Raw genomic sequence first — 22,857 nt, 5'->3', positions numbered from 1 at the left:
TTTAAAACTTATGAAGAAAGTATTTTTATTAGCAATTGCACTTATTGGATTTGTAGTGACATCGAATGCTCAAGCTATTGCAGACAATGCCTTAGGGTTAAGACTTGGTGACAGTGATGGTTTTGGTGCTGAAGTATCTTACCAACGTGCTTTAGGAGACAATAACCGTTTAGAGTTTGATCTAGGATGGCGAGATGGCAACAATTATTCTGCATTTAAGCTTACAGGACTATATCAATGGGTATGGGTTTTAGATGGTAGTTTTAATTGGTATGCAGGTGTTGGTGCAGGCTTAGCATCATTTTCTGGAAGAGATAATTTAGACGGTAATGATAGTACTGGGTTTTTTGCAGCTGGAAATGTGGGTATAGAATACAGCTTTGATATTCCTTTGCTAATTTCATTAGATTTCAGACCTGAATTTGGCAATAATGATTTTACTGATAGTACCGTTTTTGATATCGCCCTTGGATTACGTTATCAATTCTAATTCTAAAGATATACCTCATAAAAAAAAACACCGTTTTGGTGTTTTTTTTATGAGGTTATTTTACAAAACTAAACACTTAGCTAAAGTATCCTCATAAATCGTTTCGTATTGTGGTACAATGGCATGTAAATCGAATTTTAAGGATTCTTTTCTAGCGTTTTCCTTAAATGTTTTTAATCGATTGTTATCACTTAAAATGTACAAGGCATTTTTGCTCATATCATCCACATCACCAACATTACTCAAATATCCAGAAACACCATGAACATTCACCTCAGGAATACCACCAGTATTACTTGAAATAATAGGAACCCCAGAGGCCATAGCCTCTAATGCTGCCAATCCAAAACTTTCAGTTTCCGACGGTAATAAAAACAAGTCACTAAAACACAATATTTTATCAATTTCATTACTTCTTCCAAAGAAAATAACTTTATCAAGTATACCCAATTTTTGACAGTCGTACTCAATTCTTTCCCGTTCTGGTCCCTCACCAATTACCATTAACTTTGCAGGCATATTATGCTGAATGTTATAAAACACTTTTATAACATCCTGAACCCGCTTAACAGGTCTTAGATTACTAATATGTGTAATAATTTTTTCATCTTCATTCGCCATCATACTTCGTTGGCAATCTGTAAAATTGAAATTATGCTTATCTAAGTCAATAAAATTAGGTACTACATGAATTTCATTTTTAATATCGAATAACCTAAGTGTGTCTTCCTTTAAACTTTTTGAAACTGCCGTAACCGCATCTGATTTATTGATACTAAAAGTAACAGCCGACCTATAAAATGGATGACTACCTACCAAAGTTATATCTGTACCATGAAGCGTAGTTACAATAGGAACATAAATACCTTCCTCCTGAAGCATTTGTTTTGCCATATAGGCTGCATAAGCATGTGGAATGGCATAATGAACATGTAAAATTTCAATCTTATGAAGTTTTACCATGTCCACTAATTTACTGGAAAGAGCCAGCTCATAGGGTTGATAATGGAATAACGGATACTCTGGTACCGTCACTTCATGATAATGTACATTATTGCTCAACAACTCCAGTCTTACAGGTTGGTTGTAGGTAATAAAATGAATTTCATGACCACGTTTAGACAATTCTAAACCCAGTTCGGTAGCCACTACCCCACTTCCTCCAAAGGTTGGATAACAAACGATTCCTATTTTCATATATTACTATTTTTTATGTTCATATGGAACATCCAAATTATCATTCCGTTGTATGATTAAAAATTAATCATGGCTGTTTATGTTTTAAAATTTAAGTAACAAAAGATATAGATGGCCAAAACCATTAAATAATTCAACTTTTACACTTTACATTATAATTATAGGTGCTTTAATCATCTATAGCTTCATAAATTAATCGCTGAATTTTGGTTCTTATATTTTCTCTTAACAATATATTGTTTTCAGCTTTTGGGTAGGTTCTATTGGCTAAAAACACATACACAATTTCTTCTTCTGGGTCTGCCCACGTATAAGAACCTGTAAAGCCCGAATGACCAAAACTAGTCATCGATACACAACCACAGGTAGGTCCTTCATCACCTAACTGGGGCTTATCAAAACCAACACCCCGTCGGTTATCATTTTCACAATAATAACAGGTATTGAACTTATTGATGGTTTCTGGTTTAAAATAGCGTTTACCACCATAAAACCCCTTTTGTAAATACATTTGCATAATTTTTGCAACATCATTGGCATTACTGAAAACACCTGCATGACCACCTACTCCATTTTGCATAGCCGCTCCCATGTCATGAACATAACCATGTATTTTTTGATATCGATAATAATCATCAATCTCTGTTGGCACAATTTTTTTACTACTAATGGTATGATACGGATTGTACATCGTATAATTGGCACCCATTGATTCATAAAAATGATTTTGAGCTAACTCGTCTAATCTTCTGTCGTAATGGTACTCAATAAATTTCTTTAATATGTAATAAGGAAAATCACTGTATCGATACCGTTTTCTATCGAGCAACTCAGAATCCTTAATAATACTTTGAATGGAATCTTCATAATCACTCCTTAAATACAGTTCTTTTGCTACCTCTATATTAAACTCCTTACTTTTTTCGCTTCTGTAATAGGTTTCACTAGGTTTTTTGGATACCGAATCTAAGGTCTTGTAATAAAAAGGTTCCCAGGGACGCAATTGAGCATAGTGGGACAACATGCTTTTTAAAGTAATCTGAGCTTTATTGGAGTTATTGTATTCAGGTAAAATTTCAGGTAATTTTGTATCTAACGAAACTATTCCCTCTTCTTCCAACTCCATTAGAAGAGGCAGTGTCGCCAGTATTTTGGTTAAGGAGGCTACATCATAAATATCATCAAAGTGAACTTTTTCCTTTCCTTCATAGGTGTGCTTTCCAAAATTCTTATTGTAAATAACCTTACCTTTTCTAGCAACTAGTAATTGAATACCAGGAGTCATTTTTTCTTTCACTGCAAGTTTTGCAACAGAATCCAACTTGTTTAATTTTTTAGAATCCATGCCTACATGTTCTGGTAAGCCATAGCTTAAGCGCTCTATTGAATTGTTAAAGATTCCATCTCCTACCTTAAAATGACTACCTATAGATACAGGCAAAACACCTTTTGAAGGAATGGCACCAAATAATAATTGTGCGGATTTTTCCTGAGCGACAATACTGTTTTGATAGCTTATTACGATACTTTCTATATCATCGATATTTTCTAAATCCATTAAGGCATAAGGTTTTACAAAAATATCAAGAACCACATTATGGGTTTTTGATATTTGGCTTATCCAACGCTGTTCTTCTTCACTAAACTTATAAGCTTTCCATGGACTGTCATTAGAGCGATGAAAGCCTATAATTACTGTGTTATAGGCTTGTAATTTATTAGTTAAATCACTAAAACCATCAGCCTCTATCTTATGGATTTTGGTGTATTTTTTAAGTTCCTCGAAAAATGGTGTACCACTATCATCCCCTAGTTCAACATAAGCAAATGACTTAGTTTCCAGCTTTTGAAAAGGAATTAAATCATTGTCATTCTTGACAACTGTTATGGCATTTTCCATTAGTTCTTCATATAACAAGTTATCTTCAATCCTGTTTAAATCATTGACCAGGTTGTTTAAACCAACTGGTTGGTAATCGTGTAGTCCTACTTTGTATTTAGCACGGAGCACCTTTTTGACCGAATGGGCCAAACGTGCTTCAGTAATTTCTCCAGTATTATAGGCCTCGGCTATTTTTGAAATCCCCGCAGGCACATCCTCTGAAATGAGCAAAACATCATTACCTGCTTTAAAAGCCTCAAGGTCTATAGTTCCACTAGTTAAAAATGTACTTGAGGTATTACCATCGACACTAGGCTGAACCATATCTGCCACACCCCTCATATTCAAAGCATCGGTAAAAATAAGACCGTTAAACCCCAAGCGTTCCTTTAAAATATCAGTAACAATATGCTTAGACAATGATGACGGATAACCCAAGCGCGATTCCAAGCTAGGTACATTTAAATGCGCCACCATCACACTTGAAAGCCCTTCCCGTATAAGTTTTTTATAAGGGTACAATTCAACAGAATCAATGCGCTTTTCACTAAATCCTACTGTAGGCAAAGTTTTATGGGAATCTTGATCGGTGTCACCATGCCCCGGAAAATGCTTGGCATTCGCTAAAACACCTGCCCCCTGCATCCCTTTCATAAACGCCAAAGCTTTTTCGGTAACAATATCGCGGTTTTCACCAAACGAGCGATTTCCTATTATAGGGTTTTTGGGATTGGTGTTGATATCTGTTACCGGAGCAAAATTAAAATGTATACCCATTCGCTTACAATGCTCTCCAATTTGTTGTCCAGTGCGTTCAATTAGGGCGTTATCTTTTATAGCTCCTAATGTCATGTTCCAAGGAAAAGAGTATGTGGAATCCAAACGCATACCCAAACCCCATTCGGCATCCATTCCAACAAGTAACGGCACCTTCGATATCGCTTGAAGGGAATTGTTAATTTTAGCTTGCCTTACCGGACCCCCTAACGAATAGATAACTCCTCCTAATTTATGGTCTCGTATTAGTTTTATATTATCGAGTTTAGTTTTTTCATCTTGATTGGAAAAAACCATAATCATATACAGTTGACCAATTTTTTCCCTTAAGGACAATGAATCATATATACTATCTACCCACTTCTGTTGAGCAATGGTATCATCAGCTATAAGAGGACTTTGCTCGTTCTGGCTAAAAGTAAAATTTGATGAACAAAAAAATACATACAATAAAAAGAAATGGCGCATAAGTAATGTGTTTTAAAGTATTTAGAGAACAAATACTAATAACTATGCCAAAATACTATTTTTACAAGGAAGATAAAAAGACTTTAAGATAGAATTATAAAGAAATCATTAACCAAGTATAGCCATAACTAATGCAATAAATCAATGTGCCTGTCATGATAGCCTAATAGATATAATACGCCATCTAATCCTATACTGGAAATAGAGCTTTGCGCGTTATTTTTTACTTTAGGCTTAGCATGAAACGCGATACCCAAACCCGCTAGGTTTAACATAGGCAAATCGTTAGCGCCATCTCCTACAGCAATAGTTTGATTGATATGAATGCCTTCTTTATTGGCTATTTCCTGAAGGTATTCTGCCTTTTTTTCACCATTTACAATATCACCCAAGTAATTACCCGTTAAAACACCATCTTTTATCTCCAATTGATTGGCATAAACATAGTCTATCCCAAATTCTTTTTGTAGATAATGGCCAAAATAGGTGAAACCACCAGATAAAATAGCAGTTTTAAATCCGTAGGATTTTAAAGTGTCTATAAGTCGTTTTGCGCCTTTAGTTATTGGAAGGTTGATGGCCACGTCATGAAGCACGTCTTCGCTCAAGCCTTTTAAAAGCTTCATACGCCTAATAAAGCTTTCGTTAAAATCAATTTCACCTTGCATGGCCGTTTCTGTAATAGTTTTTACCTCCTCACCAACACCAGCAAGTTCCGCCAGTTCGTCAATCACTTCGGTTTGTATCAAGGTAGAATCCATATCAAAGCACACCAAGCGTCTATTGCGTCTGTAAATGTTATCTTCTTGGAAGGCTATATCCACATCCAGATCATGTGAAATTTGCATAAATTTTTCGGTAAACTCTGCTTTATCAGTAATTTGACCCCTGATAGATAACTGAATTGAGGCTCTAGGATATTCCTCTTCCTTAACCAACGACAAACGCCCTGTAAGGCGTTTAATGGAATCGATGTTTAGATTTTTTTCTGAAATAACCTTTGTAACTTTAGAAATTTGTTCAGCTGCCAAGCGTTCTCCTAAAATGGTAACAATATAACGGTTCTTGCCTTGCAAACTTACCCAATGCTCATAATCACCTAACGAAATGGGTGTGAACTTAGCTTTTATGCCAAGTTCATAGGCCTTAAAAAGCAAGTCTTTTAAAACAGCAGCCGATTTTTTTCCAGATTCGATCTTAAATAAAATACCCAAAGAAAGTGTTTCATGGATGTTGGCCTGTCCTATATCTAATACTTTAGCATCGTATTCCGCTAAAACACCTGTTAAACTTGATGTTAATCCGGGTTTATCCTGTCCCGAAATATTTAATAAAAAAATCTCACTGGCCATAATGCACTATTTATTTTTTACAAGCTATAAAATTGGGTATTCTATTTAACTTATGAAAGTTTTTTAGACTTATAATAACACTACATTTTAATTTTTAATAATCGATTAATTTTTAGAGTAAAACATTGAAAAGTTGATAACCATTGGGTTATAAATAAATTAGTATGTAGAAAATCAGGAAACTTTTAAGTCTATCATTTACCTGAGCTATTTAATTAGTCTAGGTGTGCCAAGCCAAATTTACTTTATTTCAGTTAGGTTTTCTTATTGACATTTGCTATTCTCTTAGATTTTTAATATTTCAGAAAATAATGTCTTATATTCTTGAATATTCCTTTCATGTTTTTTCTGAATACTTATCCATAATATAACACCAACCAAAAAAAATATTGATCCAATAATAAACATAAAAACATTAAAATCTTCTTGTAAAATAAATGTGATTAGAATACCAAAACCCACAAATATATCCGAAAATATTACTGATTTCCACAAAAAATGTTGATTAAAAGAAACTTCAACTAGAGTTTCATTCTCCCTTTTTGTTTTTAATAATTTTCCGTTTACAACAATACTATTAAAAAAGAACAAGTACCATGGATATAGTATCCTTTTACGCACCATAAATGTTGTTAGGTCATTTTTATTATAATTCATATTAAAAACTAACCCCTTAACAGATTCAAGTGCGGATTCTATTTTTTTACTAATGTCTTTAGGATTGCTTTTTGCTTTAAAATGCCATTTTTCCATAATATCACTTATCATTTAGCAACTAAAAGTTACAAACTAAAACAATCTATTTAAGAAACCGACTATGCCAACTCTCACTGGCAGTCACTTCCCAGTTGTCTCTAAATTCTGCTATGTTAGTAACCAAATTGTTAAATACAATGGTATTTTTTGAAACCGCTTTGTCCTTTGCCATTTTTTTAAAATCTGCCAATGGTTTGTAGGCAATAAATTCCCCTTGCTTGTAAGACACATTCATTTTATCCATTAAATCCACATTATATTCTTTTTCTAATTGCTGAATAAAATGTACCGAAGCGTCTATAGAACACCCAGTAGCTTTATTTAAGTTTTGATTTAAACCTATAACTATAAAACGCTTATATTTAATTAAATATCCAGATTGAAGATCACTACCATGTGCTGTCCAATTATTTATAAAAGTATTTAATTTAAGTTTGATTTCTTCTATTTCCTGTTCTGTAAATGAACGATTTGCTTGGTATATCCAAACTCGGGATTCTTCTGGTAATGTATTGAAATCTACTAACATTTAAGTTATTGGTAATTGAGTTAATCGTTATTAGTTTTTTCTTTGTATAGGCTATTGCCTTTTCTTGATTTCTCTTTCCTTTTACATATATCAATTCTAGCTACTATTAGGAACTGGAGACTGAAAATCTATTTTAAACTCACAAATCCTGTGCGCTGGCAATAAGTTCTGCAATATCCATAACCGAAATATCGCTTACCTTCTCTTTAGCTTTGACACCATCGGTCATCATAGTGTTACAAAACGGACAACCAGCAGCTATAATTTCAGGTTTTGTTTCCAAAGCCTGTTCTGTACGTTCTATATTAACATCTTTATGGCCTTTTTCTGATTCCTTAAACATTTGCGCCCCTCCTGCCCCGCAACACAAACCATTTTGTCTGCAATTTTTCATCTCAATCAACTCAGCTTCTAATTTCTGTATTAAATTCCGTGGTGCTTCAAAAACATTATTGGCACGCCCTAGATAACAAGGGTCATGGAACGTAATGCGCTTGCCTTTAAATTGTCCCCCTTCTATACTTAAACGGCCTTCTTCAAATAAAGCTTTTAAAAACTGAGTGTGGTGCATAACTTCATAATTCCCACCTAACCCAGGATATTCATTTTTAATTGTATTAAAGCAATGTGGACAAGCAGTTACAATTTTTTTTATTTCGTAAGCATTCATAACCTCTATATTGGTTACTGCCTGCATTTGGAACAAAAACTCATTTCCCGCCCGTTTGGCAGGGTCTCCGGTACAACTTTCCTCAGTTCCCAAAACGGCAAATTCAACATTGGCTTTATTCAATAATTTGACAAATGCTTTGGTTATTTTTTTTGCCCTATCATCGAAACTTCCAGCACAACCCACCCAAAACAAGATTTCAGGCTGCTTTCCCTGAGCTATAAATTCTGCCATCGTTGGTACTTTTAGTCCTTCGTTCATCTTGTTTAGTTTATTCGTTTTTCCAGTTTAATCGATCCATTTGATTATAAGGCCATGGCGCACCATTATTTTCCATGTTGGTCATCATATTGTTTAACTCCACTGGAGCTGCACTTTGCTCCATAACCAAATAGCGACGCATGTCCAAAATAATGGATAAAGGGTCTATACTTACTGGGCAAGCCTCTACACAGGCACTACATGTGGTACAAGCCCATAACTCTTCACGGGAAATATAATCGTCTAATAACTGTTTGCCATCTTCTTTAAAAGTTCCTTTATTGGTATCAATGTTCTTACTGACTTCCTCCAGACGGTCCCGAGTATCCATCATTATTTTTCTTGGCGACAATTTTTTACCTGTTTGGTTCGCAGGACATTCACTCGTACAGCGACCACATTCAGTACAGGTGTAGGCGTTCAAGAGTTGCACCCAACTTAAATCCTGTACATCACTGGCTCCAAATTTGGCAGGCATATCTGTTTCTGTTCCTTCAGATGGTACTGCAAATGGATCGATATTGGGATCCATCATCAATTTAACTTCTTTTGTAACGGCCTCAAGATTATTGAATTGTCCCTTAGGCGTTAACTTTGCATAGAATGTGTTTGGGAAGGCCAACAAGATATGTAAGTGTTTTGAAAAGTATAAATAATTTAAAAACACCAAAATACCTAAAATATGGAACCACCAAGCTGTTCTCTCTACAAAATGTAAAGTGCTTTCTGATAATCCCGAAAACCATGGTGCTATATATTGACTAATAACATTTCCTGTTTGTGTGGCCTGAAAATCAACATCGGCAGCATTCATCATCAAAAACAGTGTCATAAGAATCATCTCGAAATATAATATATAATTGGCGTCACTTTTAGGCCAACTGGTCATTTCGCTTTTCCAAAAACGTTGTAGTTTAATAACATTTCGTCTTACCCAAAATAGAATAACTGCGGCAAATACTAAAACAGCCAGTACTTCAAAAGTTCCAATTAAAAAACCATAAATTAAAGTGGGAAATACCTTTAGACCAATTCTATGTGTTCCAAATAGACCATCAACGATAATTTCTAAAATCTCTATGTTAATGATAACAAAACCAATATAAACTATAATATGAAGTAGGCCTGAAACAGGTCGGTTTACCATTTTACTTTGCCCTAGGGCAATCTTGAACATGTTTTTCCAACGTCGGGGTTTCTTATCGCTAACATCAACATCTTGCCCTAATTTAATATTGCGGATTAACTTTTTTACATTTTTTGTAAAATATCCAATTCCTAAAATAAGGACAACAGCAAAACATATGTTTGGCAAATATTCCATAGTGTAGTTTAATTGGTTTGGCTATCTCCGCTATAAGGAATTTCTTTTTTAGACAAAATTCTAAAATAGCGTTTAGGATGCAGCTTTATATCCCTTAAAAGTTCCTCTAACTCTTTAGTTGTACCTTCAAGGTTATTGTAAAGCGCTTCATCTTTAAGTAGTTTACCCATAGAGCCTTTACCTTGTTCCATCTCGTCTAAAATAAGGTTAAAAGAATCCAACATTTTGTCTAAAGCAGAAACAGTTTTACTAATTTCAATATTTTTGATGTCATTGGATAAAGTGGCTAAATTTTCACTTGTAGTATTGAAATTATCAATTAGCTTTTCTAATTTATCATCATTGTTATTGACCATAACTTGTGCAGAAATTGCTAAATTCTTAACAGCACGCAATGTACTGTTCAATTCAGCTATAGTTGCATTAAGTCCGTTTTGCGATTTATCTGTAATCAATGTGTTTAAACTAACCAGTAAAGTATCGGCAGACCGCAACGTACTATCCAAATTCGTACTAAGTCCTGAAAAATTTTGTTTTAGGCTTGATATAAGCCCAGGCTGTATTTCTGACTCAATATAATCACCATTTTTAGCCAATTCATCGTCATTCGCCTGAATAATGGCCAAAGCATTACCTCCCATGATACCTGTTTCGTACAATCTTATCTTACTATTCTTTGATAGTTTTAATTCTGGATTGACCGTAAAAAACACCTTGGTTTTCCCTGTCTTAAAATCATACGTGATATCGCTTACTTTGCCAACGGCATTTCCCTTAATGGTAACTAGTGAAGATGTGCTTAAGGCATTGTAATCGAACTCGGTGTAGTATTTGGATTCCTTAGAGAAAAGGGCTTCCCCTTTTAAATAATTAAAACCATAAATAAGAAGGATGATTCCAGAAATAACTAATAAGGCAGTTTTAACTTCTTTTGATAGCTTCAAAATATTTGTTTTTAGAAAAACAAATTTAAGATAAATTTGAAAAGAATGAATTTAATTAGTACTTGTTTTTAAAGCTTCGTCCAAGGTAATTTTTTTACCGTCTTTAAACGGCACTACAAAGCTTGATGGATAACCACTACGATTAGCCTGTTCTACCAGCGCCTTGGCAGCCTTGTAACTCGAAGTTTGTCCATAAAAATATTTATATAGTTTTTCTTCTTTGAGCATGGTTATGTTATCCAACCCTTTAAAGTTATAAGGTTTAGTATCTATTGCACTAGAGCTGGCCGCTATTTGAACTTTATACACTATATTGCTTGAAACGTCTTCAGCAACTGCAATAGTGTTGCTATTATCGTCACCGTAATAATCAAGATTATCACCAATATTATTTTTATATTCCAATATTGCAGTAACTATAGCTTGCGACATATCTTGTTGTCCTTTTTTCGAATTTAGGTAAGTACCTTCACTTTTATAGGTTAAAAAGCCTGTTTCCACCAATACACTTGGCATAACGGTTTGATGTAAGACAATAAATCCTGCTTGTTTAACCCCTCTACTTTTACGCTTTAAATTTCCTGAGAAATTTTTCTCAATTAAACTAGCTAAAAATATACTTTGATCTAAATATTCTTCCTGACTCAGTAAAATACTCATAACCGATTCAGGTGAGTTTGGATCAAAACCAGCATAGTTTTTTTCGTAATCATCCTCCATAAAAATTACGGAGTTCTCTTTTTTGGCTACTTCAAAATTGGTTTGGTTTCGATTTGTTCCCAATACAAAAGTTTCTGTACCATGTGCGCTTGACCTATGGGAATTACAATGAACAGATACAAATAGGTCTGCATTAGCTTTATTGGCAATTTTTCCCCTTACAAATAAATCTACAAAAACATCTTTTTGTCTAGTGTAAACAACTTTTATATTAGGGTTTTTTTCCAACTGCTTACCAACCATTAAAACGATTTTTAAAGCGATATCTTTTTCTTTAAAACCATTACCAACGTTACCTGGATCATGTCCACCATGTCCTGCATCCAATACCACAACAAATTTTTCGGTATTGTGTTGTGCCACAACATACAAAGTTGAGCAAAAGGTTATTATAATTATGATAAACACAAAACGTAATCCATTTATCGATTTCATGGGTATGTATTTATAATTTTAAACTCTGGTTATGTAACATTTAACCAAAATGGAACAAAAATTGATGCTTCTATGAGGTTTAACGACTTAGGTTCCTTGATTATTTTAAATTTAAATTTTTCGAGGAATATCAATTAAATCACAGAAAAATATATGTAATTTTGGCAATTCAAAAACCGAGCCATACTTTTACAAAAATACATTAAAAGCGTTGCACACAAACAACTTTAAAATACTTTTTGCCTTAAGTTTTACCATGTTTATCAACATGTTTGGCTTCGCTCAAGAGATTCGTACTAAACAGAAAGTAATCAATCCTAAAAAAGAGATTAACAAAGAAAATGTTACTGTAAAGACAGACAGTATCATTAATTTTGTAACCATAGTTGAAAAGGAACAGGATTCTGTTACAAACGACTCTATAAAACCTAAAAAAGAAATTTTAACGGACATCGTAACTTATAGAGCTTCCGATTATACCTCATTCAACAAAAAACAACAAAAGCTTTACCTGTATAATGAAGCCGAAATAGACTATGGCGACATGAACATTAAAGCCGGAAGCATTACCATAGATCTTGGCAAGGATGAAGTTTATGCCAAAGGGATTAAAGATAGTATTGAAGGCTACGTACAGGGGCCTGTTTTTACCCAAGGTGGCAATGTGGTTGAACCAGATTCTATTTTATTTAACACCAAAACCGAAAAAGCCCTTATTTATCGTTCCATAACAGAACAAGGTGAAGGCACTGTTATTGCAGAAGTCACCAAACGGGTAAACGATTCGGTGTATTTTATAAAAAATGCAAAGTATACCACCGCACAGGACTTAGATGATCCAGAATATTATATTTTACTCAGAAAAGGTAAGGTTGTACCCAAAAAAAAGATTGTAACAGGACTCGCCAATTTGTTTATTTATGATGTACCTACCCCAATAGGTGTCCCATTTGGCTTTTTTCCGCAATCTGAAAAGCAAACTTCAGGTATTATTCTTCCAAGTTTTGGCGAGCAAAACGATCGTGGTTATTTTTTGCAAAATATGGGATACTATTTTGCAATAAGCGATTATTTTGATCTGGCAGTGTATGGCGATTATTATACCAATGGCAGTTATGGGTTTCGTGCCGAGAACACTTATGCGGTACGTTATAAATTTAGAGGTAATCTGAGTTTTCGTTATGAAAACTTAATCACCAGTGAACGTGGTTTTCCCGATTATGCAAAAAATACTATATACAACTTAAGATGGTCCCATAGTCAGGATTCAAAGGCTAGCCCTAGCTCGCGATTTTCGGCATCTGTAAATTTGGGAAGTAGCAACTATTATAGAAACTCGCTCAACCAAATCAATACCGGTAATTTTTTAAATAATACGCTAGCCTCTTCGGTATCTTATTCCAAAACATTTCAAGGAGAACCTTCGGTAAATTTTAGTCTAACGGCAACTCACTCACAAAACACTAATACCGAACAGATAAACATGACCCTACCTACATTTCAAGGTAGTGTTGGCAGAATTTATCCGCTAGCTCCAAAATCGGGTTCAAAAAAAGGGATTATTCAAAACATCAATCTTCAGTATAGCGTTAGAGGGGAGAACAGGATTCAAACCACGGATTCACTCTTCTTTAAAAAAGAAATGTTTGAGGATGCCAGAGCAGGCTTTCAACACAATATTCCCTTAAGTACTAACTTTAAACTATTAAAGTATTTTAGTGTTTCCGCTAGTACTAATTACAATGAAGTATGGACATTCAATACCATTAATAAGTATTACGATTCAAATGAAGGAAAAACCATTACTGAAGACGTTAAAGGGTTTGACTCTTTTAGAACCTACAATTTTAGCACCAGTTTAGGAACAACCATTTATGGTATGTTCGATTTTGGTGAAGATAAAAAAATACAGGCCATAAGGCATGTTATGCGACCATCCATTAGTTACAATATCAACCCGGCTTTTAATAAGTATTATGAAAATGTAGAGGTTGTTGATGCCAACGGACAAACTGTTGGTGAATTGGAAGACCAGTTTTCAAGGTTTGAAGGTGGCCTTTTTGGTCTTCCAGGTAAAACATTTTCAAGTTCTGTTGGTATTTCTATTGCTAACAATTTAGAAGCTAAGGTAAGGGACAAGGACAGTACTGCTACCGAACCCAAAAAAATAAAGCTTTTAAACAACTTAAATGTCTCTACGTCTTATAATTTAGCTGGAGATTCCCTGCAATGGAGCCCGGTTAGGGTTAATGGGGGTACACAGTTGTTTAACAATAAAATGAGCTTGAATTTTGGTGCGACCCTAGATCCCTATGCTCTGGATAACAATAATAACAGAATAGACAAATTTAACATTGATAATGGTGGCAGCTTCTTTCGATTAACAAGTGCCAACCTAACTGCAAGCTATTCGCTATCCAATAAGGACAATAAGAAGGAGAAAAACAAAGAAGCCAGTAATAATCCAGAAGATGTGCTACCAAAGAATTTGGATTTTTCCAACCAACAGATTGACAGTGCAAGAGAAGAAGATGAAGAAGAGGAAAAGCCCAGTGAATTGTATAATTACAAGATTCCTTGGAGCCTACGTTTGGCATATGCCGTGAACTACAGTAATAACAGAAGACAGAACGAAATATCATCCCACTCGTTGATGTTCTCAGGTAAGGTAGATTTATCTCAAAAATGGTCGGTTGAGGCTTCTTCAGGTTATGATATAAAAAATCAAGGCTTTACCTTTACCCAGTTGAATTTTACTCGTGATCTGTTAAGCTGGCGCATGAGCTTTAGCTGGGTACCTTTTAGTGCCAGAAGTTCTTGGAATTTCTTCATAGGCATTAAGTCCAGTCTGTTAAAAGATTTAAAATACGAAAAACGAAGACAACCCGACCGCGCTTTATAGCCTTATAATACTATATCATAATATGAAAAAAATAATAAATACCCATAATGCTCCAGTTCCAATTGGCCCCTACAATCAAGCCATTTTAGTTGGAAATACCCTGTATACCTCTGGGCAAATTGCTTTTAATCCTGAAACTGGAAATTTAATTTTAGAGGATATAAAAACGGAAACCCACCAAGTAATGCAAAACTTGAAAGCCGTATTGGCAGCTGCAAATATGACATTCGATAATGTTATTAAGTCGACTATTTTTATAAGTAATATGGACGAATTTTTACTTATAAACGAGGCCTATGGCAGTTATTTTGATGATACTAACGCTCCAGCAAGGGAAACAGTTCAAGTTGCACGCTTACCTAAAGATGTTAATGTTGAAATTAGCATGATTGCTGTACAATAGATCTAGGTCTCTTATATAAGCTCTAAAATATTTTCTATTTTCCTGTTAAACAGCTAAATTTATATGTAACTAAATTTAGTTTTTAACATGCGCATTGAATACGATATTAAATTAGGTTTTAAAGATGTTATGATTCGTCCCAAGCGTTCTACAATAAAAAGTAGATCGCAAGTTACATTAGAGCGGGAATTCAAGTTTTTACATAGTCCACTGCTGTGGAAAGGTATTCCCATTATGGCCGCTAACATGGACACCGTTGGAACCTTTAACATGGCGAAGGTACTTGCTGAAAAAAAACTATTTACAGCCATCCATAAACACTACTCTTTAAGTGATTGGAAAGCATTTTTAACAGATATTCCTCATGAATATTATAACCATATTGCCGTTAGTACAGGTATCGGCAAACAGGATTCTGAAAAATTGAAATTCATTTTTCAGAATAATCCATCACTTAAATTTATATGTATTGATGTTGCTAATGGGTATTCAGAATACTTTGCTGAGTTTGTAAAACAAACCCGAGAGCAATATCCCGATAAAGTAATTATTGCAGGAAATGTTGTTACTGGGGAAATGGTTGAACAACTCCTAATTTCTGGGGCTGATATTGTAAAAGTTGGCATAGGTCCTGGTTCTGTTTGTACAACAAGAGTAAAAACAGGTGTTGGTTACCCACAGTTATCAGCAATTATTGAATGTTCTGATGCTGCACATGGATTGGGAGGACAAATTATTAGTGATGGTGGTTGTTCTATACCTGGTGATATTGCTAAAGCCTTTGGTGCGGGGGCCGATTTTGTGATGCTAGGTGGCATGCTGTCGGGGCATGAAGAAAGTGGAGGTGAAATTGTTGAACGTGACGGCAAACCATTCAGAAAATTTTACGGGATGAGCTCTACTACAGCTATGGAAAAGCATATTGGTGGTATTGCAGACTATAGAGCAAGTGAAGGAAAAACTGTGGAAGTGCCTTATAAGGGCGAAGTGGAATTAACCCTTCAAGACATTTTGGGAGGCTTAAGAAGTACCTGTACCTATGTTGGGGCTGCCCGATTGAAGGAACTTACTAAACGGACTACTTTCATTAGGGTTAATGAGCAGGAAAACACGGTTTATACTGAATAAATTTTACAAAAAAAATTAAAGGGTATGGTTTAAAAAAACCATACCCTTAACTAACAAACCAAACAAACTAAATCAACCAAACTTTTTCTTTTTCATTATATATAATTTATGGTACTAATACAGCATCTATTACATGTATGACACCATTAGTAGCCTGTACATTTAATAAACTGGGTATTAGCATGGCACTATCATTAATTTTTAAACTACTTAAATCTAAATCAAAATCTCCATTTAAGGTCGTAACTGCACCACTGGACAAATCACTTGAATACACACGTCCTTCAACCACATGATACAATAATATATTAGTTAGTGTTGTAGTATCTAAACCATTAATTACTGCTTTAGCTGCTTCAATATCGTTTTCACCCAATAGCTCCATGAAAGCGGCATTGGTTGGGGCAAATACAGTTAGTTGTTCGTAAGGTCCCGCTCCACTCAAAACATCGGCCAAACCTGCTGTAGTGGCTGCTTCCAATAATAAAGAAAACTCAGGTGCAAAACTACTTGCCATTTCAACTAAATTTAATGTAGGTGGCATTAATACCTTATCAATAGCATGTACTACACCATTTGTAGCTTGTACGTTAGCTAATGCTACCATGGAATCATTTATATAAACCATTGGGGCGTTGTCTAAATTTACTTGTACAGCTGCTCCGTTTAATGTTGGTACAAAGCCATTGGTTAATTGGTTACTGAACACATAACTATCAACGACATGATATAACAGTATCTGTGTTAATAAATCTACCGGTATATCATCCAAACTTGTAAAGGGAGTTGCTTCCAATAAATCTATGAACGCCTGATTTGTAGGGGCAAACACTGTAAACGGACCTCCTGTTGCTAAAGCATCACCTAGTCCTGCTTTAGTAACAGCATCAACCAAAATTGAAAACTCTGGGTCTTGGCTCAAAGCCAATTCAACTAGATTTAATGATGGTATTGTAAATACATCATCAATGACATGTATAACCCCGTTTCTAGCCTTAATATCTGCAATGGTCACAATAGAATTGTTTACTAAAACATTATCTCCATCGACATTTACAATAACATCAGTACCTTGTACGGTCGGTACTGGACCAGAAACAAGCTCGGAACTATACACCACCTGTCCAACAACATGATATAACAATATATCTACAATTCCGGGTACATCAGCTATATTTTTCTTATTAAGACCAATAGCTTCAAAAGCCTTATCTGTTGGCGCAAAAACTGTTAATCTGTTTTTTGATACCGTACTAGCTAATTTCGTTTTTGCCAAAGCAACACTAAGAATTTCAAATGTAGGTTCAGAATCGTAATCTTTATTTAATGAACCTTTTGAATTTGATGACGTTCTATTATAAGAATCTAATACCTCTACTATGTTAGGCTCTTGAGAATTGATGTCTATAGTATCTACATCTTCATTACTACAAGAAAAAGTTAGTAATAATAAAGCTATCATTAATACAGGTAATTTCATAAAGAGATTTGAGGAGCCTAATTTAAAATGTCTTGTTTCCATGATGTTTTGTTTAATGTTTTTTAATTTTCATCAAACATAATATTTTTGTTTAACTTTTACAAGTTTTTTTTAAACAAAACGACAAAAAGTGAATATTATCGATAAAATGTAAGGATTAATACATTTATAAATATGTTAGATAAGAAAACCTAAAAGGAAGAATAAAAAACCTACAGGTCCTTCATATAGCGTCTAACCATTTCATCTCTTGTTTCGGGAATACCATCAGTTTGTAGTTGATCTTTAAGCATTTGCCCCATGGTTGGAAAACTGTTTCTGTCTATTTGGGTTTTTAAATCCCACAACCCAGAACGCATAAAAGCCTTGGCGCAATGCAAAAAGACGGCTTCGACATTTACGACAATACAGGTTTTGGGTGTATGAATTTCTGATGTAAACAATTCCAAAAAGGCAGTATCAGTTGATATGTAAGCTTTACCATTAACTCTCAAAGTCTCATCTAAACCAGGTATAAAAAACAATAGTCCAATATAGCCTGTTTCAATAATATTCATCAAACTATCCAATCTATTGTTGCCTTTAGCATCTGGAATAATAATTTGATGATCATTAATTACCTTAACAAACCCTGATTGGCCTCCTCTAGGTGAGGCATCTAATTTTCCTTTTGCATTATTAGAAGATAGAACCAAAAAGGGGGCATTTTCAATAAAATTAATACTGTGCTTTTCCAATTTGCTCAATACCTTATCTTTTGACCTTCCACTGGGAAAACCATACAACGCCCTAAGTTGATCTCCGCTTGTTATCTTCATACGTTTACTGAAATATTTTTAAAACTAAAGTTAAGCAATCAGTTTTTTAACAATATCCTTTACAGGAAGAATAGCATGGGTATATTCAATACTAGGTCCTGCAACCCATACAGTTTTATATGTGGCCTTAGTAGCAGCATTCTTTGTAGCGTTCATGCCAATTGAAAAACGAATCATTTTAACCCACTTTTTAAGCTTTCTGTTTTTATTGAGAAGTTTTTCCAACCATGAAGATTTAGTACCTATTTTTTGAACATATGGTGTATTTATTACCGTGCATGGTGTACCTGAAATACGCTCGGTTACAACGATGTCATTTGCTCCATAATCCACACAGGCTTGCTTGTATTCCTCTGTGACACTGGCTTCTACCGAAGCAATAAATGGGCTACCCACTGAAACACCTGATGCACCATACATCAACATTTTATCAATATCTGCTTTGCACCCAACACCTCCAGCTGAAATGATGGGAATATTACAATGCAATTTTAATTTTTTTATAAGATGTTCCGGAGATAAACTCCCTCTATGGCCACCTGCTTCACAATTTACTGCAATAATAGCATCGGCACCCAATGCCTCCACTTTTTGGGCGTATTTTAAGTCCACTACATCACAAAACACCTTTATCCCATACTTATGGGACTGATTTATGGTTTCTTCTGGGCTTCCTAAAGAGGTTATTATAAAATCACAACTTTCTTCACACAGCACCTCCAATTGACTCTTATACCTTATATTAGATTTATTGACAATTAAGTTAAACCCAAATGAACCTCCTTCTGGTTTAGCTGATTTTAATTCCTTAGCAGCTATTCTAAGTTCTTGTAAAGTTCTATAGTTTAATGCGGGTATACAACCAGCTATACCACAATGCATAGCCTCTTTAACCATTTCTACATTTGAAACCAAAAACATAGGAGCTTGTATGATAGGGTATTTTATATTAAGAAGTTCTGTGAGTTTGGTTTCCATGAAGCATAGATTTTAACAAATATAATAAAATATTATGCATGCATAGTAAAAAATTAATCTACAAAACGATAGTAACCACATTTTAAATATGCCCCTTCAGGAAACGAGATAGGATGATCTATATCATGACCTGTTTTTAAGATAGTCATAAACTTACGGTGTTGCATTGTCAATGCTTGACTATTAATATCAAAAAAAGCCTGAGCCATCACCCGAGAAGAACAGGAGGCCAAAACAAGCAATCCGTTTTTAGCTGTTAATTTTTCTCCCAAAGCAGCTAATTGGGCATACTTTTTCTTAGCCAAATCTATTTCACTAGCTTGTTTGGCAAAACTAGGTGGATCAATAACTACAATATCAAAAGTAGATTTTGCTTTTATGAGATTATTCAACTCTGTAAAAGCATCTCCTGCAATGGTTTTATGTATGCCCAGATACGAATTTAACTTACCATTCTGAACAGCAATTTCAAGAGCTTGGTGGCTAATATCCAAACTCGTTACTTCTTTAGCACCATTGTATAGCGCATGTACCGAAAATCCACCAGCATATGAAAACACATCTAATACAGTCTTTTCCTTACTCCATTCACCCACTTGCTTTCTATTGGCGCGGTGGTCTAAAAAATAACCTGTTTTATGACCTTTAATTACATTTGCTGAAAACTTGACACCATGTTCTACAAATTCAACAACTTCATTATCAAGAATTCCATAAACTACTTCACCATCTTTTAATTGATGTGACTTTGATTGCTCTAAGCTTCTACTCAATCGAACAACAACAGTTTTTGCTTTAGCTGTTTGTTGTATACTTGGTAAAATGGCTTCTAAATAAGGGAGCCAGATTTCAGAGTATAATTTTACCACCAAAACCGAAGCATAAACATCGGCTATTAAACCAGGAAAACTATCATTCTCTCCAAATAACAACCGATAACTATTGGTATTGGTTTTTAAAAGTGGTTGTCTTATTTGAAAAGCTTCATTTATTTTTTTTTGAAAAAAGGCTGCATTGATTTCTTTCTTTCCAATACCGCTATAAATCATTTTAATACGAATGGGGGAATTGGCATCAAAGAGTCCCAAACCAATGACCTTGTTCGTGCTTTTACTAAAAATAACAGCCAGGTCCCCTGTTTTGGCGTCATGGTTAATTTTTGAAATACTGTTTGAAAACACCCAAGGATGTCCCCTCAACGCAAACTGTTCCCCTTTGGCATTTAGTTTTACCGCCAAGCGTTTGGGCTGATAAGTAGATTTTAATTTATCTGAAAACAAATTTTATTTATTTTGATTCATCAAAAGTATCTTATTTAAAATAAAAAACGCAACTATTTCTAGTTGCGTTCTATATCGATTAGATACTGAAAATAAATTCAGCATAACGATTATTATTTCACTTCTTCGAAGTCAACGTCTTCAACATCACTACCTTCTGTTTGTCCATTAGAACTTGCATCTGGTCCTGGTTGTGCTTCGGCTCCACCTTGCTGCTGTGCTTCGGCTTGTGCTTTATACATCTCTTCTGAAGCATGTTTCCAGGCTTCGTTGATTTTCTCTAAAGCAGGTTCAATTACAGCAATATCCTTAGATTCGTAAGCCTTTTTCAATTCTTCCAATGCATCTTGGATTGGCTTTTTCTTGTCATCTGATAATTTATCACCAAACTCCTCCAATTGCTTTTCTGTTTGGAAAATCATAGAATCGGCTTCATTCAATTTCTGTGCTTTTTCAGCAGCAGCTTTATCGGCTTCGGCATTAGCTTCAGCATCAGCTTTCATCTTTTGGATTTCTTCTTCTGTCAATCCTGAAGACGCTTCAATTCTAATATCCTGTTTCTTACCAGTCGCTTTATCTTCAGCAGACACCTTAATGATACCATTGGCATCAATATCGAAAGTTACTTCAATTTGTGGTGTACCACGTCTTGCTGGAGGAATACCATCTAGGTGAAAACGCCCGATGGTTTTGTTATCAGCCGCCATAGCTCGTTCCCCTTGTAATACATGGATTTCTACAGAAGGCTGATTATCAGCAGCTGTAGAGAAAACCTGTGATTTCTTGGTAGGAATAGTCGTGTTTGCCTCTATTAATTTGGTAAATACATTACCCATAGTTTCGATACCAAGAGATAAAGGCGTAACATCTAATAACAATACATCCTTTACATCTCCTGTTAACACACCTCCTTGTATACCAGCTCCTAATGATACTACCTCATCTGGGTTAACACCTTTACTTGGTGCTTTACCAAAGAATTTCTCTACAGCAGCTTGTACTGCAGGAATACGAGTAGAACCACCTACTAAAATTACCTCATCAATATCACTTTTGCTCAAACCAGCTGCTTTTAATGCTGACTCACATGGTGCTATGGTACGCTTTACCAGATCGTCAATTAACTGTTCAAACTTAGAACGTGTTAAGGTTCTTACCAAGTGTTTTGGTCCACTGGCAGTAGCCGTGATATAAGGCAGGTTGATTTCTGTTTGGGTTGAAGATGACAATTCAATCTTCGCTTTTTCGGCAGCCTCTTTTAAACGTTGAAGCGACATAGGATCCTGTCTTAAATCCATACTTTCTTCAGCTTTAAACTCATCGGCTAACCAGTTAATGATTTTTTCATCTACATCGTCACCACCTAAATGGGTATCTCCATCGGTAGACAATACTTCAAAAACGCCATCTCCCAACTCAAGGATAGACACATCGTGTGTTCCACCACCAAAATCGAATACCACTATTTTTTGATCTGTTCCTTTCTTATCTAAACCATAAGCCAATGCCGCAGCAGTAGGTTCATTAATGATACGCTCTACTTTTAATCCTGCAATCTCGCCTGCTTCTTTAGTAGCTTGACGTTGAGAATCGTTAAAATAAGCTGGTACCGTGATTACCGCTCTTGTTACATCTTGACCCAAGTAATCTTCTGCTGTTTTCTTCATTTTTTGAAGAATCATTGCCGATAATTCCTGTGGTGTGTACAAACGACCATCAATATCAACTCTGGGTGTATCGTTATCACCTTTTACTACTTTGTAAGGTACACGCTCTGCTTCGTTTTTAGACTCAGAATATTTATTACCCATAAAACGTTTAATAGAATAAACGGTTTTAGTAGGATTTGTTACTGCCTGTCTCTTAGCTGGATCACCAACTTTTATTTCGCCACCCTCAACAAATGCAATTACAGAAGGCGTGGTACGCTTTCCCTCAGCATTTGGGATCACAACAGGATCATTCCCTTCCATTACGGAAACGCATGAGTTGGTTGTTCCTAAATCTATTCCAATAATTTTACTCATAATATGCTATACTTTTTATAGTGTTGAATGTTCTTT

Annotated in this window: 18 protein-coding genes; 4 read left to right on the top strand and 14 right to left on the bottom strand. The window is 35.0% G+C overall.

All coding sequences use genetic code 11. The annotated features are described in order from the left end of the window. Positions 1–10 precede the first annotated feature (10 nt). On the top strand, positions 11–490 hold the full coding sequence (locus K7G79_RS01005; protein WP_223548298.1) for a hypothetical protein: 480 nt from the start codon (positions 11–13) through the stop codon (positions 488–490). A 60-nt stretch (positions 491–550) separates the two neighbouring features. Here K7G79_RS01005 and bshA read toward each other — a convergent pair whose 3' ends face one another. The 9 genes from bshA to K7G79_RS00960 form a co-directional block, all read right to left on the bottom strand. Further along, on the bottom strand, positions 551–1,687 hold the full coding sequence (bshA, locus tag K7G79_RS01000; RefSeq protein ID WP_223548296.1) for an N-acetyl-alpha-D-glucosaminyl L-malate synthase BshA: 1,137 nt from the start codon (positions 1,685–1,687) through the stop codon (positions 551–553). A gap of 169 nt (positions 1,688–1,856) precedes the next feature. Further along, positions 1,857–4,814 (bottom strand): glycoside hydrolase family 3 N-terminal domain-containing protein, encoded by a 2,958-nt coding sequence (locus K7G79_RS00995; RefSeq protein WP_223548295.1) that lies wholly within the window; start codon positions 4,812–4,814, stop codon positions 1,857–1,859. A gap of 128 nt (positions 4,815–4,942) precedes the next feature. After that, positions 4,943–6,166, bottom strand: coding sequence for a phosphoserine phosphatase SerB (gene serB / locus K7G79_RS00990; RefSeq protein WP_223548293.1), 1,224 nt, complete (start codon positions 6,164–6,166; stop codon positions 4,943–4,945). Between the two features lie 285 nt (positions 6,167–6,451). Continuing rightward, positions 6,452–6,934, bottom strand: coding sequence for a DUF423 domain-containing protein (locus K7G79_RS00985; RefSeq protein WP_223548291.1), 483 nt, complete (start codon positions 6,932–6,934; stop codon positions 6,452–6,454). Positions 6,935–6,965: 31 nt separating this feature from the next. Continuing rightward, entirely contained in the window at positions 6,966–7,451 is a 486-nt protein-coding gene (locus tag K7G79_RS00980) for an ABC transporter ATPase (protein WP_223548289.1), read from the bottom strand. A gap of 139 nt (positions 7,452–7,590) precedes the next feature. Next, the gene (locus K7G79_RS00975) at positions 7,591–8,382 is read right to left on the bottom strand and encodes a (Fe-S)-binding protein (RefSeq protein ID WP_223548287.1); all 792 of its coding nucleotides are present in this window, start codon (positions 8,380–8,382) and stop codon (positions 7,591–7,593) included. A 10-nt stretch (positions 8,383–8,392) separates the two neighbouring features. Beyond that, the gene (locus tag K7G79_RS00970) at positions 8,393–9,706 is read right to left on the bottom strand and encodes a (Fe-S)-binding protein (RefSeq protein ID WP_223548286.1); all 1,314 of its coding nucleotides are present in this window, start codon (positions 9,704–9,706) and stop codon (positions 8,393–8,395) included. A gap of 8 nt (positions 9,707–9,714) precedes the next feature. Next, complete coding sequence (locus tag K7G79_RS00965) at positions 9,715–10,650, bottom strand: MlaD family protein (protein WP_223548284.1); 936 nt, start codon at positions 10,648–10,650, stop codon at positions 9,715–9,717. Positions 10,651–10,701: 51 nt separating this feature from the next. Then, entirely contained in the window at positions 10,702–11,805 is a 1,104-nt protein-coding gene (locus K7G79_RS00960; protein WP_223548282.1) for an N-acetylmuramoyl-L-alanine amidase, read from the bottom strand. Positions 11,806–12,061: 256 nt separating this feature from the next. Here K7G79_RS00960 and K7G79_RS00955 point away from each other — a divergent pair, with 256 nt between their 5' ends. The 3 genes from K7G79_RS00955 to K7G79_RS00945 all read left to right on the top strand — a co-directional run bounded on the left by K7G79_RS00955 (position 12,062) and on the right by K7G79_RS00945 (position 16,238). After that, a complete protein-coding gene (locus K7G79_RS00955) occupies positions 12,062–14,707 on the top strand; it encodes a putative LPS assembly protein LptD (protein WP_370634175.1) in 2,646 nt (881 codons plus the stop codon). Positions 14,708–14,729: 22 nt separating this feature from the next. After that, entirely contained in the window at positions 14,730–15,110 is a 381-nt protein-coding gene (locus K7G79_RS00950; protein WP_223548280.1) for a RidA family protein, read from the top strand. A gap of 87 nt (positions 15,111–15,197) precedes the next feature. Beyond that, positions 15,198–16,238: a GMP reductase gene (locus K7G79_RS00945; protein WP_223548279.1), complete on the top strand. Its 1,041-nt coding sequence runs from the start codon at positions 15,198–15,200 to the stop codon at positions 16,236–16,238. A gap of 106 nt (positions 16,239–16,344) precedes the next feature. On the opposite strand, the gene K7G79_RS00940 is transcribed toward K7G79_RS00945, so the two are convergent. From K7G79_RS00940 to dnaK, 5 genes are all read right to left on the bottom strand, one after another. After that, the gene (locus K7G79_RS00940) at positions 16,345–17,760 is read right to left on the bottom strand and encodes a fasciclin domain-containing protein (RefSeq protein WP_223548277.1); all 1,416 of its coding nucleotides are present in this window, start codon (positions 17,758–17,760) and stop codon (positions 16,345–16,347) included. A 170-nt stretch (positions 17,761–17,930) separates the two neighbouring features. Then, the gene (locus tag K7G79_RS00935; RefSeq protein ID WP_223548276.1) at positions 17,931–18,536 is read right to left on the bottom strand and encodes a pyridoxamine 5'-phosphate oxidase family protein; all 606 of its coding nucleotides are present in this window, start codon (positions 18,534–18,536) and stop codon (positions 17,931–17,933) included. 30 nt (positions 18,537–18,566) lie between these two features. Continuing rightward, complete coding sequence (locus K7G79_RS00930; protein WP_223548274.1) at positions 18,567–19,514, bottom strand: nitronate monooxygenase family protein; 948 nt, start codon at positions 19,512–19,514, stop codon at positions 18,567–18,569. Positions 19,515–19,567: 53 nt separating this feature from the next. Further along, the gene (locus tag K7G79_RS00925; protein WP_223548273.1) at positions 19,568–20,794 is read right to left on the bottom strand and encodes a class I SAM-dependent rRNA methyltransferase; all 1,227 of its coding nucleotides are present in this window, start codon (positions 20,792–20,794) and stop codon (positions 19,568–19,570) included. Between the two features lie 113 nt (positions 20,795–20,907). Then, positions 20,908–22,821 carry a molecular chaperone DnaK gene (dnaK, locus tag K7G79_RS00920; protein WP_223548271.1) on the bottom strand — a complete coding sequence of 638 codons (1,914 nt, stop codon included), beginning with the start codon at positions 22,819–22,821 and terminating at the stop codon, positions 20,908–20,910. Between the last annotated feature and the right edge of the window lie 36 nt (positions 22,822–22,857).

It is taken from the genome of Aestuariivivens sp. NBU2969 (assembly GCF_019931125.1).
In the GTDB taxonomy this organism is placed as follows: domain Bacteria; phylum Bacteroidota; class Bacteroidia; order Flavobacteriales; family Flavobacteriaceae; genus Aestuariivivens; species Aestuariivivens marinum.
This window is presented reverse-complemented; position numbering and strand designations above follow the sequence as displayed.

Excerpts from the sequence above, each read along its gene's own strand:
- serB (WP_223548293.1), bottom strand. The coding sequence starts at position 6,166 with ATGGCCAGTGAGATTTTTTTATTAAATATTTCGGGACAGGATAAACCC.
- K7G79_RS00960 (WP_223548282.1), bottom strand. The coding sequence starts at position 11,805 with ATGAAATCGATAAATGGATTACGTTTTGTGTTTATCATAATTATAATA.
- K7G79_RS00950 (WP_223548280.1), top strand. The coding sequence starts at position 14,730 with ATGAAAAAAATAATAAATACCCATAATGCTCCAGTTCCAATTGGCCCC.
- K7G79_RS00970 (WP_223548286.1), bottom strand. The coding sequence starts at position 9,706 with ATGGAATATTTGCCAAACATATGTTTTGCTGTTGTCCTTATTTTAGGA.
- K7G79_RS00940 (WP_223548277.1), bottom strand. The coding sequence starts at position 17,760 with ATGGAAACAAGACATTTTAAATTAGGCTCCTCAAATCTCTTTATGAAA.
- K7G79_RS01005 (WP_223548298.1), top strand. The coding sequence starts at position 11 with ATGAAGAAAGTATTTTTATTAGCAATTGCACTTATTGGATTTGTAGTG.
- bshA (WP_223548296.1), bottom strand. The coding sequence starts at position 1,687 with ATGAAAATAGGAATCGTTTGTTATCCAACCTTTGGAGGAAGTGGGGTA.
- K7G79_RS00995 (WP_223548295.1), bottom strand. The coding sequence starts at position 4,814 with ATGCGCCATTTCTTTTTATTGTATGTATTTTTTTGTTCATCAAATTTT.
- K7G79_RS00985 (WP_223548291.1), bottom strand. The coding sequence starts at position 6,934 with ATGATAAGTGATATTATGGAAAAATGGCATTTTAAAGCAAAAAGCAAT.
- K7G79_RS00930 (WP_223548274.1), bottom strand. The coding sequence starts at position 19,514 with ATGGAAACCAAACTCACAGAACTTCTTAATATAAAATACCCTATCATA.
- K7G79_RS00935 (WP_223548276.1), bottom strand. The coding sequence starts at position 18,536 with ATGAAGATAACAAGCGGAGATCAACTTAGGGCGTTGTATGGTTTTCCC.
- K7G79_RS00980 (WP_223548289.1), bottom strand. The coding sequence starts at position 7,451 with ATGTTAGTAGATTTCAATACATTACCAGAAGAATCCCGAGTTTGGATA.
- dnaK (WP_223548271.1), bottom strand. The coding sequence starts at position 22,821 with ATGAGTAAAATTATTGGAATAGATTTAGGAACAACCAACTCATGCGTT.
- K7G79_RS00975 (WP_223548287.1), bottom strand. The coding sequence starts at position 8,382 with ATGAACGAAGGACTAAAAGTACCAACGATGGCAGAATTTATAGCTCAG.
- K7G79_RS00945 (WP_223548279.1), top strand. The coding sequence starts at position 15,198 with ATGCGCATTGAATACGATATTAAATTAGGTTTTAAAGATGTTATGATT.
- K7G79_RS00955 (WP_370634175.1), top strand. The coding sequence starts at position 12,062 with ATGTTTATCAACATGTTTGGCTTCGCTCAAGAGATTCGTACTAAACAG.